At 63.2% G+C, this 17,956-nt stretch carries 5 protein-coding genes and 2 pseudogenes; 6 read left to right on the top strand and 1 reads right to left on the bottom strand.

Annotation, left to right across the window (positions count from 1 at the left end; all coding sequences use genetic code 11):
- Positions 1–14 precede the first annotated feature (14 nt).
- Positions 15–1,419, top strand: a pseudogene (tnpC, locus tag OR16_RS24245) (IS66 family transposase).
- Here the strand turns inward: tnpC and OR16_RS48385 are convergent.
- Entirely contained in the window at positions 1,346–1,822 is a 477-nt protein-coding gene (locus tag OR16_RS48385) for a DUF6216 family protein (protein WP_423739680.1), read from the bottom strand. The pseudogene tnpC and the gene OR16_RS48385 sit on opposite strands and share 74 nt — an antisense overlap.
- 654 nt (positions 1,823–2,476) lie before the next feature.
- Here OR16_RS48385 and OR16_RS46255 point away from each other — a divergent pair.
- The 5 genes and pseudogenes from OR16_RS46255 to OR16_RS24225 all read left to right on the top strand — a co-directional run.
- Positions 2,477–3,157: a filamentous hemagglutinin N-terminal domain-containing protein gene (locus tag OR16_RS46255; protein WP_237717195.1), complete on the top strand. Its 681-nt coding sequence runs from the start codon at positions 2,477–2,479 to the stop codon at positions 3,155–3,157.
- Positions 3,042–4,610, top strand: a complete 1,569-nt coding sequence (locus OR16_RS48380; RefSeq protein ID WP_423739682.1) for a filamentous hemagglutinin — start codon at positions 3,042–3,044, stop codon at positions 4,608–4,610. The genes OR16_RS46255 and OR16_RS48380 overlap by 116 nt, the downstream gene beginning before the upstream one ends.
- A 40-nt stretch (positions 4,611–4,650) precedes the next feature.
- A pseudogene (locus tag OR16_RS24235) lies at positions 4,651–6,416 on the top strand (ShlB/FhaC/HecB family hemolysin secretion/activation protein).
- A 15-nt stretch (positions 6,417–6,431) separates the two neighbouring features.
- The gene (locus tag OR16_RS24230; protein WP_043420872.1) at positions 6,432–7,334 is read left to right on the top strand and encodes a peptidylprolyl isomerase; all 903 of its coding nucleotides are present in this window, start codon (positions 6,432–6,434) and stop codon (positions 7,332–7,334) included.
- Positions 7,335–7,443: 109 nt separating this feature from the next.
- On the top strand, positions 7,444–17,956 hold a 10,513-nt coding region (locus OR16_RS24225; protein WP_006160721.1), incomplete at its 3' end, for a filamentous hemagglutinin N-terminal domain-containing protein.

The raw sequence follows: 17,956 nt of genomic DNA, 5'->3' as shown, positions 1-17,956 counted from the left end.
CTACACTGCGGGGCATGAAGACCGATCCCGCCACGCTCCCCGATGACATCGCCACCCTGAAGGCGATGATCATTGCACGTGACAACGCGTTGCGAGATCACGCGATAGAGATCGAACACCTCAAGCTCCTGATTGCCAAGCTGAGGCGCCAGCAGTATGGCCACAAGTCTGAGAAGCTCGATCGACAGATCGAGCAGCTCGAACTCAAGCTCGAGGAATTGCAAACCGATGAGGGCGCCGCCGCAGCCAGCTCGCAACGCGCTCGCCCTGCCAATGCCAGCGCGGGACGCAACCCGCTACCAGCACACCTGGAGCGCGAAGACGTCGTGCACACGCCAGCCGAGACCATGTGCTGCGAGTGCGGTAGCGCCTTCCAGATACTCGGCGAAGACGTCTCAGAACAATTGGAGCTCGTGCCTGCACGGCTGCGTGTCATTCGGCACCGTCGCGTGAAGCTCGCATGCACGGGTTGCGATCGCATCGTCCAGGCCCCCGCGCCGAGCCGGCCCATCGATCGCGGTATCCCCGGCCCGGGCTTGCTTGCCAATGTGTTGGTGTCGAAGTTCTGCGATCATCAACCGCTCTATCGCCAGCGTGTCCGTTGGGAGCGCGAAGGCATTGCATTGCCGGAGTCCACGCTAGGCGACTGGGTCGGCGGCTGCGCGGCTTTGTTGACCCCCCTGGTGCAGGCATTGCGTGACTACGTGATGAATGGTGTCAAAGTACATGGGGACGATACCCCGATCCCGGTGCTGGCGCCGGGCAATGGCAAGACGAAGACGGCACGGCTGTGGACCTATGTGCGTGACGATCGGCCATCGGCGGATACCGCTCCACCTGCGGTGTGGTTCGCCTACTCGCCCGATCGTAAGGGCGAACACCCGCAACACCATCTGCGATCCTTCGTCGGTACGTTGCAGGCTGATGCGTATGCTGGCTTCAATGCGGCCTATGAAACAGGGCGCGTGCAAGAGGCCGCTTGCTGGGCTCACGCCAGACGCAAGTTCCACGAACTACATGCGGTGCGGGCCAATGCCGTCACCGAACAGGCGTTGGGAGCTCTCGCGCAAATCGGATACCACTGCAGCCATCCTCTACACGCTCAAGCGCTGGGAGGCGTTCACGCGCTATGCCGGCGATGGGCGACTGGAGATCGACAATAACAGCGCCGAGCGCGCGCTTCGCGCCGTCGCTCTTGGTCGAAAAAACTTCCTGTTTGCCGGCGCCGATAGCGGCGGCGAACGGGCCGCCGCGATGTACAGCCTCATCGGCAGCGCCAAGCTCAATGGCCTCAACCCGGAGGCGTACCTGCGCCACGTGCTGGGCCGCATCGCCGATCATCCGATCAACCGGATCGAAGAACTGCTGCCCTGGGCCGTCGCTGCAGAGTTGGCGACCCTCGACGCGCCAACTCCATAACTCCCTCCTGCATCACAATCTGGTTTCGCCTACCGCCGTCAAGGACGGCAATGGCCGGACGCTTACATCTGATGTCGACCCAACGACGCATCCTTTGAAGGCGTGACATGCCAACTCCGTGCACCTCCATCCACGCCGCAAGCTTGCGCACGTCGGCCAACGGCTCCACCTTCAAGCGATAGAAGAATCTGAATTTCTCGAGATCTCGGTTCTTCTGGAAAATTGATTTCAATTCAGGATCGTGCACTTCTGCCTTGCCGGCAATCAGGAGCCAAAGCCGTTCAAGGATGCTATGGATAGAGCCGGCTCGCCACCAGAAGAGAACCAGCAGAGCAAGGCCGGTGATAACAATTGAAAGCCGCGAAAAGAGGGGACTCTGTACGAATGCTGAAAGTGATTCCACGCTATTGTTTCCTACTGAACGATAAAAGGGAGAAGCGGGCAAATTGCCGTAAATCGAGGCTCCGGACTTAGCACTCTCGCGATTATCTGGCCAGTCTTGGTGGTAGGCAAAGATTCGGTGCAACCCGACATACACACTACGTTCGGTAATCGCATCAGATGGTGTTCATGAATCCGAGGCGGCTTGTGAGAATTGTGGGTTCGATCACAAGCGAACGCCTTGGCTTCGGATAGACCGGACGGGCACAGGCTGGTACGCGCGCTGAAGCACAGCGTCGAGCCGTTTCCTGCATGCTGGAGAGCAGACGGCCGATTGCGCGGCGGGCAGAGATTTCCGAATAGCACTCTCGCGCAAATGATAAATAGCAAAGCGGAGCCAGTGCGAAATGTCTTTCCGGCTGCGTTCAGTAACGTTGAGGCTGTTGAAGGCGGGAGTACTTGTCTGCGTTCTGCCCGCATGCGGGCTTACTTGTATTCAATGATTGACGGACGCTATCGACCCCCAACTTCAGTGGGGGGCTAAATGTATTAAGAAACGTATCCCCCGTGCCGTAAGTGATAAGCAGAGGTCGCCGCAAGGCGAGTGTCTGTTCCATCGCGAACAACCAACAATAACGCGAGGCGCGCACGCCTGGTTTCGGGCAGTGCGAACGGCATGGTCAATTGGAAGAATAACTGGCGCAGCGGCAAGCCAATGCCGCATGCGCTCTATTTTGTTGCCTGTTTAGGGTTGGCAGGGGTGATCGCCCCCTGCTTCGGAGGGGGTATCGTCGCGGATGGCGGCACCGTTACCAGTATCGTCACGGCCGCAAACGGGCGGCAAACGGTCAACATCGCGCCTGCAGTGTCCGGTGTTTCACAAAACACCTACACGCAGTTCAATGTCGGCACGGCGGGGGCGACCCTCAATAATGTTGGCATTAACGCGCGCACCATCGTCAACCAGGTCACAAGCACAAGTCCCAGTCTCATCGCGGGCGAACTGGCGGTTGCGGGACCCAGAGCGAACATCGTGCTGGCTAACGCCAACGGCATCACGGTCAATGGTGGCTCGTTCGTCAATACCGGACATCTAGCACTCTCCACCGGCCAGGTCAGCTTTACAGACGTCCAGATCGCGCCGGGCATCTTCCAGCGTAACGTCAACCTCGCCACATCCGGCGGCATGATCGTTAACCGGAGCGCTGATTGGGCTGGATATGCTGGCGAAGAACATCAGCATTCAAGGGCCGGTTACCAACACGTTTTCTTCCCCGACTGCTGTCACGCGACTTACCGCCGGCACCAGCCAGGCTGTCATCGATACGGGCCTGTCCCCGACGGACAATGGCCATGACTGGCTGCAGCTGACGCCCCCGGCCCAACTCCAGAACGCGAATACCTATGCCATCGATATCACGTCGGCTGGCAGTATGACTAGTGGCCGCATTGCACTGATCGTCACCGACAAGGGGCCGGGAGTTCGCAGTGCGGGCGAGCTCAATGCGTCGTACGGCGACTTTGTCCTGACCTCAAATGGCAGCGTCCAATTGACGAACGCCAGGATCGCCGCCGCCAACGCCATCAGCGCCAGCGTCAAGGACTCAGTTGCGCTGACCAACGTTGACGCCAAAGCCAGTAGCGGTGGTTTGACGATTTCGGCGAGCGGGGACCTCGTAGTTTCCGAAAGCCGGTTGGTCGCGAACGACGCGGTAGTGCTGGACGCGGCGACCGTCACGCTTCAGAACAGGGGGCCAAATACGAGCACGCTCGCGTCGGCGAATAGTGGTGTCCTGATCAAGAGCGCGGGTGACTTCGCCAACGTGAACAACCTCGTGCAAGGCAAGACGAGCATTGCAGGCAACGCGGAATCCGCAGGCGCCGTGACGCTGATCACGGGAGGCAGCGTCCTGAATCAGACCACTTTGGGCAGCCAGTTGAGCATCCTGTTTGGTCAAAACGGTGATGTCTCCATTGCCGCTGGCGGCAGCGTCACCAATCGCAACGCGCGCATTCTTTCCAACCAGCAAGTGACGATCGCCGCAGGTGGGGACTTCTCCAATGTTATCGATCACGTTGAGGGACTGGATGGCAGCAAGCCAACCTACTACTCGCAAGCGAGTCCCCGTTGGTTGGTGTTCTCCCGGCGCGAGAATGGCATGGCGGTGGACTACGGCTCGCTCGTGGACCCAGCTCGCCTGTCCTATGTGACAGCAGATGCTGGCGACGTAAACATCAAGGCCCGCAATGTGTTCAATACCGGTGGCTCGATCCTTTCGAACAACGGATCCATCCGCATTTCCGCGGTGGACTCGCTAATCACGGAAGGCGTATTCACGGGACAGGTCTCCTATGGCCGGTCTTGCCTGTTCCTCTGCCGCTCGCACGCGGCCAGCAATGTTCAGGCCTATGGCGGTGTGATCGAAGCCGGAAAGGACATCAGTCTCACCGCTGGCACGCAAATTCGCAATGTCGGCGGGACCGTGCTCGCCGTGGGGGCGATGACGCTCTCGGCCCCGCGCGTCACGGCGCATGGCGTGATGGGCTACACCGCCTTCACGCGCGCCGGCGACATGAAGGCATGGTTTGGCAACAACTGGGCAACGATCTACCGCGCCGATAGTGGAGGGCTGTTCCGCGCCGGCTCCGGGCGGGTTCAGATTACAGGGGAAGGCGAGATCGATGGCGGTGCCTTTGTCGCGCCCGATGGCGTGAGCGCTAGCGCCGGGATCGTGACAATCCGTGTGCCCTATCGCTCGCCGGTCACGCTGCAGAACCACTTGGGTCTAACGTCGTGGATCGGTCTCTAACATGAGACGAGTCAACGTTGCCGTGTGTTCGGCCGCCGCCATGAGCGTATCGGGTGTGTTTGCGCAGGGTCTGCCGCCGCAGGTGCCGACTGCGCTGCCGCCAGTGAGCCTCCCGGCAGTACGGGCTGAGCAAGATCCAGCGCAGCGCCTTCTCGAGGACCGCAAGCGCCGCGAACAGCAGCAGGAGGCGAACCAAACGCCGGCACAGATCGCGGCGCCTACGTTGCCTTCGGTCCCGGACCTTCCGCCGGACGGCGATATCGAGTCGCTGCCAGACGTGGAGCCGATGTTCGTCATTCGGGAGGTTGCGTTCACCGGCGAGGCTATGCTTTCACAGCAGGAGCTTGACCACGTCGTGGCCCCCTTCATTGGCCGGCGCCTGGGCAAGAACCGGGTGAATCTGTTGTTGCGTCGGGTTACCGAGGCGTTGATCGCGCGCGGCTTTATCACGACGCGTGCCTACCTCGGACCGCAGAACCTGGCATCCGGCGTGCTGAAGGTCAATGTGATTGCGGGCCGCCTTGGCAGCTTCACACTGAACGGGACGCCACTGCGCCCCATTCCAGACGATGCGCGCCCATTCCAGACGGCAGGAGGGGGCTTGCTGACCGATGCGGGAACGGCTTGGGCATTCGGCGCAGGCGTTGGCGACGTGCTGCGCCTGCCGGATCTGGAGCAGGGGGCCGACCAGATCAACCGTTTGCGCCGCAACCAAGCCGAGATTCAGATCCTGCCCGGCCAGTCTCCTGGCGAATCGATCGTTGCGATTGCCAATCGAGCTGGCGACCGGGTCTTCTATGACGTCGGCTTCGACAACTATGGCAGTTCCCAAACCGGGAAGCAGCGCTACCGGCTTGGTGCGGAAGCCGACAACGTCATCGGCCTGCAGGAGTCGATGGGGCTCAGCTTCGTGGGTACGCGCGATAGCAATGCGCTTGTCTTCTCGAGTGCTGTGCCAGTGGGGTATCAGACCTTTAGCTACACCACCTCCGTCTCGGAGTACCAGCAGACCATCGGCGACGTTGCGCTGCTTGAGGGCCGCACGTTCAGCCAAATCCTTGGCTGGAACTCTGTCTTGAGCCGATCACGATCCGGCAGGATGAGCGTGGATCTGACGTTCACCAAGACGCGTTCCGAGCGAAGCGTAAACGGTCTTACGCTATCGCCGCAGAGCATCTCCGTAGTGCGCGCTGCGGCCAATGGTTTCGTGCGTTTTACGTCAGCTGGGCAGCCAGCCACGGCGACCTATGACTTTGGTGTCTCACAAGGGGTTCCCTGGTTGGATGCCGTCCATGATGCGCCGGAGATTAGCCGCAACGAGGCGCATAACCAATTCAGAAAACTGGACCTGACGGCCGCGATTCAGATGACGGCCGGCTCGGTCCTGCAGAGCTCCTGGGCCTACCGCGGCACCTTCCGCGGTCAACTCAGTCACGTGGCGCTCTTCGGCACCCAACAGATCTTCCTTGGCGGCATGAGCTCGGTCCGCGGCTTCACCGAGGGCGGCATCGCGGGCGACAGCGGCGCCTATGTCCGGAATGAACTGGCATGGCAAAACGCGCCGGCTTGGGAAAGCGCGCGCATCGAGCCCTATGTGTTCCTCGACGGCGGCAAGGCACACCTGGTCGCACAGGGTGGCTGGCCAACGCTGGCCGGTACGGGCGTCGGCGCGCGCGCCCAGTTCAAGTATCGCAACCAGCTTATCTCCGGCGAGCTCTTGCTGGGTCGCGCGCTGATCCAACCGAGCTCGCTGGGCAAAAAGGCCAGCGTGTCGTGTTGCTGGCCACGCTCAATTGGTCGATCTAACGAAAGGAATCCGTCATGAAATCCCTCACTGCAGCTCGTTTCCCGTGGCGCGGCAACACACTCCTGCTTTGCGGACTGCTGGCTCTCGGTGCACAAGCTGCTATTGCGGCGACAAAGCCGCTGTCGGAATCGAAGGCAACTGCACAAGTGGTGGACGCTGGCCCATTGCCTGCAGGCGTTGTCGCTCGGGTCAATGGCGCTCCGATTACACAAGAGCAGCTTGACCAGGCTGTTCGCACACTCAATGCGCCTGTCACGCCTGCCCTGCGTGAGTCGGTAAAGAACCAACTGATCGCCAGGGAGTTGTTCCGGCAGGCTGCGGAAAAGGGCAAATACGACACGCGGCCCAATGTACGGGCCGCGATGGAGCAGGCCAAGAGCCTCGCCATGACGCAGGACTATCTGCGCGATGCCGTCAAGCCGGCGCCCGTCAGCGAGGCAGCCGTTCGGGCAAAGTACGACGCCATCATTGCGACCTTGGGCGAGTTCGAACTCAAACCTAGTGCGATCGTCGTGAAGGACGCCGACACCGCACAGAAGGTCATCGAGCAACTGAAAAAGGGTGGTGATTTCGTCCAACTGGCCAAGCAGTACAGCCTGGGGCCCTCCGACGCCCAGGGCGGCGCGCTCAACTGGGTCTCGTTCAAGCTGCCGCTGCAGGCAGGCAATACCCAGAACTGGCCGCAGCCGCTGGCGGAGGCCCTGACCCAACTGCCTGAAGGCGCCGTCTCCGCGGCGCCCGTACAGGTGGGCGACGGCTACTGGGTGCTGCGTGTGGATGCGAAGCGGCCTACCCAGATTCCTCCATACGACCAGACCAAGGATCCGCTGCGCAAGCAACTGGAGCAGATCTCTTTGCAGAAGGCCACGGAACAGATCGTGGTCGATCTGATGAAGAGCGCCCGCATCCAGCAATAAGGGCATTCACGGCCCGGCAAATGCCAGGCCAAACACACCGCCTTGGCCAGGGAGGCTGGGCGGCGCGGGTCAGTTATTCGCCAGACAAGAAGAAGCGCAGAGAACAACGATGAACAAGCGTACGCGGGTCGTGTTTCGCCAACTGGATCAAGCCGGGATGACGCGTGCTGTCGCACGCGCCGGGCAACTGCCGAGGGCGGCAGCAGATGGTACCGGCCGGCGCTTCTCCGTTTGGCAACGCGCGGTAGCTGGCCTGGTTGCCGCGGTCCTGTGGCTCGGTCCGCTTTCGGCTTCATTCGAACAGAGTCGTAGCGCGGCCGGTGTGCTGAACGCCGGCAAGCGCTCGCTGAGCGACGCAGCTTGGGAGGAACTCCAGGCGATGGTGAGCCTGCGCCTGCGCTTTGCCCTTCGGGCAGCGCAGGCCGCACCGATTGTCGACCCCAATGCGCCGATTTCTTTCCGCCCCGGCATCACCCAGACCACGGGTGCGGGCGGCGGCGTACCGGTTGTCAACATCACGACGCCCAACGCGGCCGGCATGTCGTTGAACCAGTATCAGAGCTTCAACATCGACCCCGTTGGCCTGATTCTTAACAACAGCCTGATGGGCGGTACCTCCCTGACAGGGGGGCAGTTGGACGCCAACCCCAATTTGGGGAATCGAGTTGCAAGCACCATTGTCAATGAGGTGACGTCGACCGGGCTGGGCTTTGCCAGCTCCCTCAAAGGTCCACTGGAAGTGTTTGGCGCACCAGCAACCGTCATCATCGCCAATCCCAACGGCATCACCACGCAGGGGTTGGGATTCACCAACACCATCGGTGTGACGCTCTCGACCGGTCGCCCGCAGTTCCTGTCCGGTCCCGGTGGAATTCCAACGGATTTTGCCAATGCGAAAGCGCTTGGCTACAACGTCACGGGTGGCCATATTCAGATTGAAGGCAATGCCGGCGTGAATGGCCCGGGTGCGGGTATCGAAGGGACGGTGGGGGCCATCGACCTGATTGGCGAGACGATCGGCATCAATGCGCCGCTCTACGCCGGCAACCGCATCAATCTCATTGCCGGCCGCCAGTTGGTCATGCCTGCGTCGACCACGGTGACGGGGACGACCTATGCCACCGTCGCCAATGGCGTGGCAAACAACGCCACTGCCATCACGGCGGCGAATGGCGCGGCCAACGGCGGCTATGCCATCGATGCGACCGCCTTTGGTGCAATCACGGCTGGGCAGATCCAGGTCATCGGCACGGCGGCGGGCATGGGTGTGCGCATGGATGCCCAACTCGCAGCCAATGCCAGCGATCTGCTCATCTCGGCCAACGGCGACGTCTCGCTGGCGGGTACGGCTGCTCAGCAGCAGGCCACCGTCCAGGCGACGGGCAATATTGCCCTTGCTGGCTCACATCTTGGCGTCGGCGGCTACGCGATCAGCGCGGGCGGCGACGTTGCCTCGACGGGCACCCTCCAGTCAGGTGGCCAACTCAGTGCAGTCGCCGGCGGCAACGTAAATGTCGCCAGTGCGCAGTCCAATGGTGACACGACGCTGTCTGCCGGCAAGAGCCTGCAGGTGGGGACCGTGCAGAGCGGTGGTGCGCTTTCCCTTACTTCGTCTGGAACAGACGGCACTGGCGACATTGCCGTGACCGGCGCGACGACCGCTGTTGGCGCGGCCACACTTTCCGCGGCGCGTGACGTCAATCTCGGCAGCCAACTCAGCGCGGCCTCGGTCACGGCGCAGGCCGGGCGGGATGTCAATGTCCAGAGCGCGGCGACGCTCCTGTCTTCCTCGGACATGACGCTCTCGGCCGGCGGCAACATCATTGCGCAGGGCGCGTTCAACAGCGGCGCAAACCTGTCGGCCACGGCAGGGCAGGGCCTGGTCGTTGCAGGTCAAGCGACGGCTCAGAACAATGTTGCCCTTGCCTCAGGTGCAGATACCCGGATTTCCGGCGCGCTCGCGAGCGGGGGCGTTACTTCTGTCGCGGCCGGCGGTAACCTCGCTATTGGCGGTTCGTTACTGGCAGGTACGACCGCAGACTTGCGAGCCGCCAAGGGCATCGATGTCGCGGGCGTGCTGATTGCCCAGCAGAACGGACGCATCCAGGCCGGCACGGATTTGACGGGTTCCGGGTCACTCGCCTTTGGGCAGAGCGCCAACCTGCAGAGCGGGGGAGATGTTTCGCTCACGGGCAAATTGCTGTCGAACGACTTGTCCGTGCAGGCGGGGAATAGCGCGGCCTTCAACGATGTCCAGGCGGGCGGTGCCTTCTCCGTGACTGCCCAGGGAGCAGCTGGCGGTGGCGATGTCCTCTTCAATGGTAGCGCCGCCACGGTGGGCGCCGTCGCCATCAACGCGCAGCGCGATATCGTCGTCAGTGGGACGATGGCTGGTGGGGACCGTGTGGACCTCACCAGCGGCCGAAACGTCGGGGTAGGTGCAGCCGGTGGCATCCAGGCGATCAAGTCCCTGAACCTGACCGCGTCGGGCGGGAACATCGCGTCTTCCGGCCAGTTAACCGTCGGCGACAAGCTGACTGCCAACGCCGGCAACGATATCGCACTCGGTGGCAATACCAACGTCGTGGGCGATGCCACGCTTGGGGCCGGGCACGACATCGCGCTCACCGGCTCTGCATCCGCCAAGGGCAATGGCCAGCTTACTGCCGGCAACGATGTGAACCTGGGCGGTACGACTGCAATTGCCGGCAATGTCGCAGCCAGTTCTGGGCGAGACACCATCGTCAGCGGCAGCCTGCAGGCCAACGGGCTGGATGTCGCCGCAAGTCGTTCGGTGTCCTTGAACAATGTCCAGGCCAACGGCGATCTCAATATCCGAGCGAGCGGCTTGGCCGGGGGCGGCGACATTACCGTTACCGGGGCCGTACAAGGCGCTGGCGCGGGTACCTTGACCGCGGCCCGGGACGTGGCTGTCAATGGCAGCTTGCAGACCGCCTCGGCACTGGCCATCGATGCAGGAAGAGACGCCGCGGTGCTAGGCAAGCTTCAATCCAACGGCGACGTGCTGTTCAAGACGCGCACGGGCTCGCTGGCCAGTTCTGGGGACATCCAGGCCGGTGGCAACCTGACCGTCGACGCCGCCCAGTCGATTGGGCTTGGCGCGAAGTCGACCTCAGCGCTGGGGAACACTGCGCTCACGGCAGGGAACGATATTTCGCTTGGCGGCACGCTGGCCGGGCAGGGCAACGGCAGCCTGGTCGCGGGTGGCGCGATCAGCGGGGGCGGAGACACCGCGTTCGGCCTCGCCACGACGCTGCAATCGGGAGGGGACACGAACTTGACCGGCTCGCTGCGGGGCGGCTCGGTGCAGGTGACCTCGACCGGTGCTGCGACGCTGCACGATGTCCAGGCTGGCTCTGCGATGATGCTGTCCGCCGGTCAAGACCTCAATCTGACGGGGGCCATCGTGGGCGGTGCTGATCTCATTGCATCCGCCAACCGCAACCTGAATGTCAGCGGCAGTATCCAGTCTGCAGGCAATACCAGCCTCGCTGCGAACGTTGGGTCGGTCGCAACGACAGGCACCATCGCCAGCCAGGGCACGCTTGGGGTTCAGGCCGGGACCGATATCAGTCTCGCTGGAACGACCACGGCAGGCGGCGACGCAACGTTGGCTAGCGGGCGCGACCTTGTCGTGACCGGGCTACTGCACGGGCAGGCGAATGGCAATCTGTCGGCGGGGCGGGATCTGGGCGGCACCGGGACGGTCGCATTCGGCCAGCAGGCGGCATTAGCCGCCGGTCGGGACATCGCGCAAGGCGGGCTGATCCAGGGCCAGGCCGTGCAGGTCACGGCAGGCAACAGTGCGGCCGTCAACAATGTGGAGTCCGCTTCGACGCTCAATGTCCAGGCGCTCGGCAACAACGGCGCGGGTGACATTCGCGTCAACGGCACTGCGGCCGCAACGGGGGATGTCCAGTTGACCGCTGCGCGGGATACTACGGTCGGCGGGAAGTTGGCTGGCGGCTCAATCATCGCCGTGGACGCCCAGCGCAATATCAGCGTGGACGGTGCTATCGAGTCGGTGGGCGATCTCTCGCTGCTCGCTCGCCAAGGCAGCCTCAACGCCACCGGCGGTATCAATAGTGGCGGCAAACTGGACGTGGCTACCGGGCTGGACCTGTCCCTAGGCGCAAGTACCAGCGCGGTGGGGGCGGTCAAGCTGGGCGCCGGCCGCGACGCGGCCCTGAACGGCACGCTGGTGGGCCACGAGGACATCACGGTCAATGCCGGCCGCGACGTGAATGGGCCTGGCACGCAGTCTGCCACACAGAAACTCTCGATTACTGCGGCCAGAGACGTTTCCCTTACCGGATCCATGCAGGCCGACAGCGTGGAGGCCACTGGCGGCAACAATGCGGCGCTGAACAATGTCCTGTCCTCGACGACCTTGACGCTGTCCGCCAACGGCAATGCCAGCGGCGGCGACGCGGCGTTGACGGGGACGGTCGGCGTACCTGGGGCGGTGGCTGTCCAAGGCAGCCGCGACGTGACTGTCGGCGGGACACTGACCGGCGGCACAACCGTCCAGCTGAACGGCGGGCGGGATGTAGCCGTGACCGGATCCGTCAACGCGGTTGGCGATCTCGGCTTGGCGGCCCAAACGGGAAGCGCCACCGTATCGGGAAGCTTGACGACCAACCAGGCTCTCTTGGTCTCCGCCGGGCTGGACGCCAACCTGGGGGGCCAATTTGCCGCTGCCAACACCGTCGCCGCTCAGGCGGGGCGGGATATCGCCTTGTCCGGCTCCGTTGCCGGCCAGCGCGACGGCACGCTGAGCGCAGGCCGCGACGTCTACGGTGCGGGTACCGCTGCCTTCGCGCAGGCAGCAACCATCAACGCGGGGCGCGACACTGCGCTGAGCGGAGCGCTGCAGGGTGCCAGCGTCTCAGTGGCTGCCGGCAACAATGCGGGGCTGGGCTCGGTGCAGGCCGTGAGCGGAGCGCTGGCCGTGAGCGCAGGCGGTACGGCGGGCGGTGGTGACGTCTCCTTGTCTGGCCCGGCCACGGCGGCAGGCGACTTGGCATTGCAAGGCACGCGGGATGTATCTGTTGGCGGTGCCGTGAATGGCGGCGGCAAAGCCACGCTGACGGCTGGGCGCAACGTCGCCGCCGCTGGCCAACTCAATGTCGCCGGAGACCTCGCGCTGGTTGCCCGCGATGGCCAACTCAATCTGACTAGCGTGGCGACCCAAGGGAATCTCAACGCTACGGCTGGCGGCGCGCTGGCGGCAACCGGCCAAGTTGTATCCGCAGGTGCCGCCAATGTCAGTGCTGGTGGCGACATGACGCTCACCGGAGGCATCGCCGCGCAGCACACCGGCTCCCTGGCAGCAGGCGGCAACCTCAGCGCTGCTGCTGTGGCCTTCGGGGATCAGGCGAGCCTAGTCGCTGGCGGCAATATCGGCGTGGTTGGGGCGGTTGCCACAAATGGCACCCTTACTGCCACCGCGGGTAACAGTCTGGCTCTCGGCGCAGCGCAGGCGGGCGCCGCACTCAGCCTCATCGCCAACGGCCTAAGTGGTGGTGGGGATCTCGCCATTGCCGGCGCGACCGTATCTGGAGGCCCGATGCAGCTGACGGCTGCACGAGATGCCTCGCTAGGTGGCTCGGTGCTTGGCTATGACGCCGTGACCGCCACCGCCGGGAGAAATCTCACGGTTGGCGGCCCGCTGAGTGCCAATGCAGATGCGACGCTCACCGCGACAAGCGGCAACCTGAGCGTGGCTGGTGCCGTGACCACGATTGGCAAGTTGACGGCTACTTCCGGAGGGATTCTTGCTCTTGCCGGTGGCCTGGTCAACGGCGACACGACGCTGTCCGCGCAAGGTGGCATGACACTGGCCGGCGCCCTGTTGGGGCTGGGAACGGCCGCCATTGACGCGGGCACCTCGATTTCAGGCGGCGGGGCCCTGAGCTTCGGCAAGGACATCGGCATTCGCGCTGGCGGCAGCATCGCCCTCGGCGACATCGAAGGCGCCGGCAAGCTGACTGCCACTGCGGGCGGCGATGCCTCGTTTGGCAAGACCACCGTGGTGGGCGACATCAACACTGTCTCCACCGGCGGCAGCCTCGCCTTCACGGGTGCCGTGGCGACTGGCGGCAATCTGAACATCCAGGCAGCTCAAGCAGCATCGGCCGCAGGTGGTGTCTCGGTCATGGGCACGGTCAACATCACAGGTGCGCAGGGCAACGTGACTGTGGCCGGCGTTTCCGCCAACGGTGATGCCACGCTGCGAGCGGGGCAGACGCTGACCTTGACAGGCAACAGCACCGTTGCCGGGCAGGTCGACCTTGCTGGCACCAATCTCACGCTCGCAGGCTCGCTGAATGGCTCCAAAGACGTCAAGGCGGTGGCGCAGGCCAGCCTTGATGCCAGCCGGGCGCAGATCGTTTCCACCGGCAACACGACCCTTGGCGGTACCAACGTGACTGTGGGCGACGCGATTGTCGGCGGCGCCCTGGATGTCCACGCGGGAAACCAGTTGTCCATGGCCGGCCAGCGGGTGCTGGTCGTCGGCAAGGCTTCCCTGGCAGCAGGCGGCAATCTTGCCAATGCCAGCAATATATTGTCTGGCGGCGACCTCAATGTGTCGGCCGGCAGCCTGACCAATACCGCCGGCGCGTCCCTCGCCTCGACAGGCACCACCACGATCCAGGCAGGCAGCTTCGCCAACGCCGGCGTGGTCAACGGCAGCACCACCAATGTCTCCGTCGGCGCCGGGCTCACGAACAGCGGCTCACTGATGGGTGTTAACGCGCTCAGCGTCACCGCTGGTTCCTTGAACAACCAGGGCGGCTTGCTGTTCGCGGGCAATCCGAATGCCTCAGGCGGGCCTACCACGGGAGACCTCTCCCTCACGCTGACCGGCGGCAATGGCGCGTTCTACAACGTCAACGGCAATATCCTGGCGCAGCGCGACCTGGGCATTTCGGCGGCGAACATGGCCCTCGACCCCTCGCTGGGAACCATCAAACAGGGTGGCAAGCTGAGCATCACGGCCGGCTCGGTGTATGTGTCCGGCACGTGGAACCCGAGTGGTCAGAGCGTGTACGTCAACGGCATCAGTGGCTTCACCAATGCCGGTAGGATCGACGGCACCACGCCGATGACGTTCGCCACGGGCGGCGTGTTCGCCAACTATGGCCAAATCAGCGCCAGTGACCTCACCATCAACGGCACGCTCAGCAATGCCGGTGGCGCGGTGATCCACGCCAACAACAATGTCACGCTGAACGGCTCGGGTACCAATCGCGGCACCGTGGAGGCACAGGGCACGATTGCCGTCAACGGCGGATCGTACGACAACCAACTCGCGACCACGCAGGCCGCGGGCGATGTGCGCTTCAACCTGGGCGGAGACCTGCAGAACACCGGCGGCGTTATCACTGCCGGGCGCGACGTATCTATCCAGGCCAATCGCGTCATCAACGACCAGACTGCGCCAACGGGGCAGCAAACGACTACGACGCAGATTCGCGATCCGGGATTGCTGCTGTCGAATTCGATTGGGACGGTGACGTACGGGACAATCGACATTAGCACCGTCATGACCAACTATTCGAGCGCCAATGGGCCAGTCGGTACGACGCTCGGAGATCTCCTTGCTCCGCTTGGATCCAGCGCGAGTACAGCAACGTCGGTAACGCTTCAGCAAGTCGCGCTGCCTGGCGGCGGTGGGGCCGCCTGGAACGTAGTGCAATCCGCCGACGCCGGCGCGGTGACCCAGACTATCGCATTGCCCAATGTCTATCAGACGGTGACAACGCAAACGCCGGGGACTTCCGGAGTGATATCGGGGAACTCGGTTTCCATCCAGGCCAGCCAGTTATCCAACCGCGGCGGGCAGATTTCCGGCTTGAATGGCGTTTCGCTGAATATCCAATCGCTCAGCAACGGCTCCGTTGCGCCGATGCTCGCAGGCCAGACGACCATCAGCGTCGACCAGGCAGGACTAGGAGCATTCCTGAACGCGCTCGCCGGTCTCGGCACGGTAGCTGTTCCCGGCACTGGCGCCGGCGTTGTTCTGCCGCAATGGGATCCATATTGCATGTTTGGGAACACATGCACCATGACGGGTCCCGCTGCCTACACCTTTGCCCCCGGCAGCGCGCCAGCCTCGGCAGGCGGCACCACAACATATTCACTGCCGCTGGGCCTGATTGCCGCTGGCGGCAATCTCACCATCAGCGGCGGCAACCTGGTCAACGAAGGCATTCTCTACGCCGGCAACAATGTGGCAATCAATGCCGCGAGCCTGAGCAACCAGGGCGGCAACCAGCAAAATTATGCCTCGCAGGTCGGGTGCGCCTCGGGCGTTCCCGATTCTGCCTGCGGCACCGCCGGCCAACAACGTGGCAACAATCCGACCACGAGCACTTTCGGCTACAACCAGCAGAACGCATCCATCTACGCCGGCAATGACTTGGTCATTGCCGCCGGCCAGACCAGCAACACCTACGGCAATCTTATCGCCGGCCACAATATCGTCATCGGCGGCGTGGGTTCGACGGCAGAATCCACCACGCCTGCCCAGAGCCTGACGAACACTTCCGGCAACATCGTCGCGGGCAACAACATTCAGCTCAACGTCGCGGGCGCCATCGTCAATACGCTGGCACCGCCGGTCGCTGTGCACGAGAATTACGGCACTCAGCAACAGTACGCTGGCTGTATGACCGCTGGCGGTTACAAGGAAAGCTATTGCGAAGGGTACGTCGACCAGCAGTCCGGCAGTTCCTCGGTCATCTCGGCCGGCAACAAGCTGAGCATCAACGCGGGCTCGCTGACCAACGTCGGCAGCCTGATCTCCGCCGGGGCGAACGCGGTCATCAACGTGGCCGGTCCGGTGGTCAACAGCGCGCAGACCCTGAACGCGTACTGGCACTCGCACTGGGTGCAAGAGACCGGGATGTTCAGCAGCGACAAACGCCACGACGTGTGGGCGTGCGGCTCGCCGGAGCAGTGCGCCGCACTGTACGGCAGCGCCTACACGGCCACGGGCGGGGTCATTGACCCACCGACGCCGGTAGGCAACATCGCCGGCACCATCCAGGCACCGAACCTGACCATCAGCTCGGGCGGCCAGATCCAGAACGTCGGCAACGTGATCGGCACCGAAGTGTCGCTCACTGGCGTACGGCTGATCAACGGCATCACCACGGCGAACACCTATACGCCGCGGGTGAACGCGCCGTCGCAAGTGATCTCGCTGTCACCAGTGACGATGCCGGGCTTGAACCTCGGCCTGCCGCGCTCGGTCGGCAGCGGCAGTTTGCCAACGCCGGTTGCTGGCAAGGCCAGTTATGTCGATGGCCAACTGAACCCGGCCCTGTCAGCCGGCTTCGGCCCGCAAACCTTGATCGACAACCTGCCAGCCACGCTGCAGCCCGGCTCGACGCTGTTCTACTACAACCCCGAAGAAGAGAACCTGTTGTTGCAGCAGGCCTCATTGAAGGAGACCGGCAAGGCGAGCTTTATCGACGGTCTGACCTATGACAGCAAGCAGAACCTATCGCCAACACAGATCGAGAAGGCGATGCTGTATCAGAACGCCTTGGAGTATGCAAAGACCAACGGCCTGCAACTAGGCGCGGCGTTGACGCAGGCGCAGGTCGGAGAGCTCGACAAGCCGATGCTGTGGTACGTCGAGCAGACCGTGCCGGATCCCAATTGCACGGCGACCGGCGTAGGCGTGTGCCCGACCATCACGGCTTTGATGCCGCAGGTGTACCTGCCGGCGAACACGAGCGCGATGTCAGCGGGGGGCAATATCAGCGGGCGGGACGTGACGCTGAACTTTAATCAGGATGGCAATGGCAGCATCCTGAATACCGGCAGCATCAGTGCGAGCGGCACGCTCACGGTCAATACCGATTCGCTGACCAACCAGGCCAACGTGGTCAATGTTGGGCAGATCTGGAACAGCGTCAAGGGCGGCTACACCGACACAACAGGCACCACGGTCCAGCCGGGCGGGTTCATGAGCGCCGCCAACATGGACCTGAATGTACAGACCATCGCCAACATTGGCGGCATCCTGCAGCAGCTCGATGCGGATGGGACGGTGGATAAGGCTGGCACGGCGCAATTGCTGGCGAATCTGCAGCAGCAACTGGGCGGGAATTTCACGCAGCTCACGGAGGCCGACAGCCTTCACACCGACTTTGTAAAAGAAGGTGGGATGGGTGTACTGGGTCAGGTGATCGGTGCTGTGATCACGATTGTTGCCACCTACTATCTGGGGCCAATTGGCGGTGCGATAGTCGGCAGTCTCGCCAACCAGATGATCAACAATGGTTCGATCGATCTGAAATCTGTCGCAACGTCGGTCGCAATTGCGGTGGCGACCTATGGCATGGATTACGGGCTCGGCGGCGGCGCGAGTGACGTATCGAGCTTGGCCAGTGAAGGTGGCGGGATGTCGCAGTGGGGAACTGCGGCGCTTGGCGCGGTCGAACACTCCGCGGTCAATGCCGGGGTGTCAACGGCCATCAATGGCGGTAGCTTTGGGCAAGCATTCGAGGCCAGCCTCGTCACCAACCTGGCAGCGGTGGGTGCAACCGCGATTGGTGACTCCTTTGGTGCCGGTACGTGGCAAA

Source organism: Cupriavidus basilensis OR16 (assembly GCF_000243095.1).
Classification (GTDB): domain Bacteria; phylum Pseudomonadota; class Gammaproteobacteria; order Burkholderiales; family Burkholderiaceae; genus Cupriavidus; species Cupriavidus basilensis_D.
This window is presented reverse-complemented; position numbering and strand designations above follow the sequence as displayed.

Coding starts and splice junctions, on each gene's coding strand:
- OR16_RS46255 (WP_237717195.1), top strand. CDS start 2,477: ATGGTCAATTGGAAGAATAACTGGCGCAGCGGCAAGCCAATGCCGCAT.
- OR16_RS24230 (WP_043420872.1), top strand. CDS start 6,432: ATGAAATCCCTCACTGCAGCTCGTTTCCCGTGGCGCGGCAACACACTC.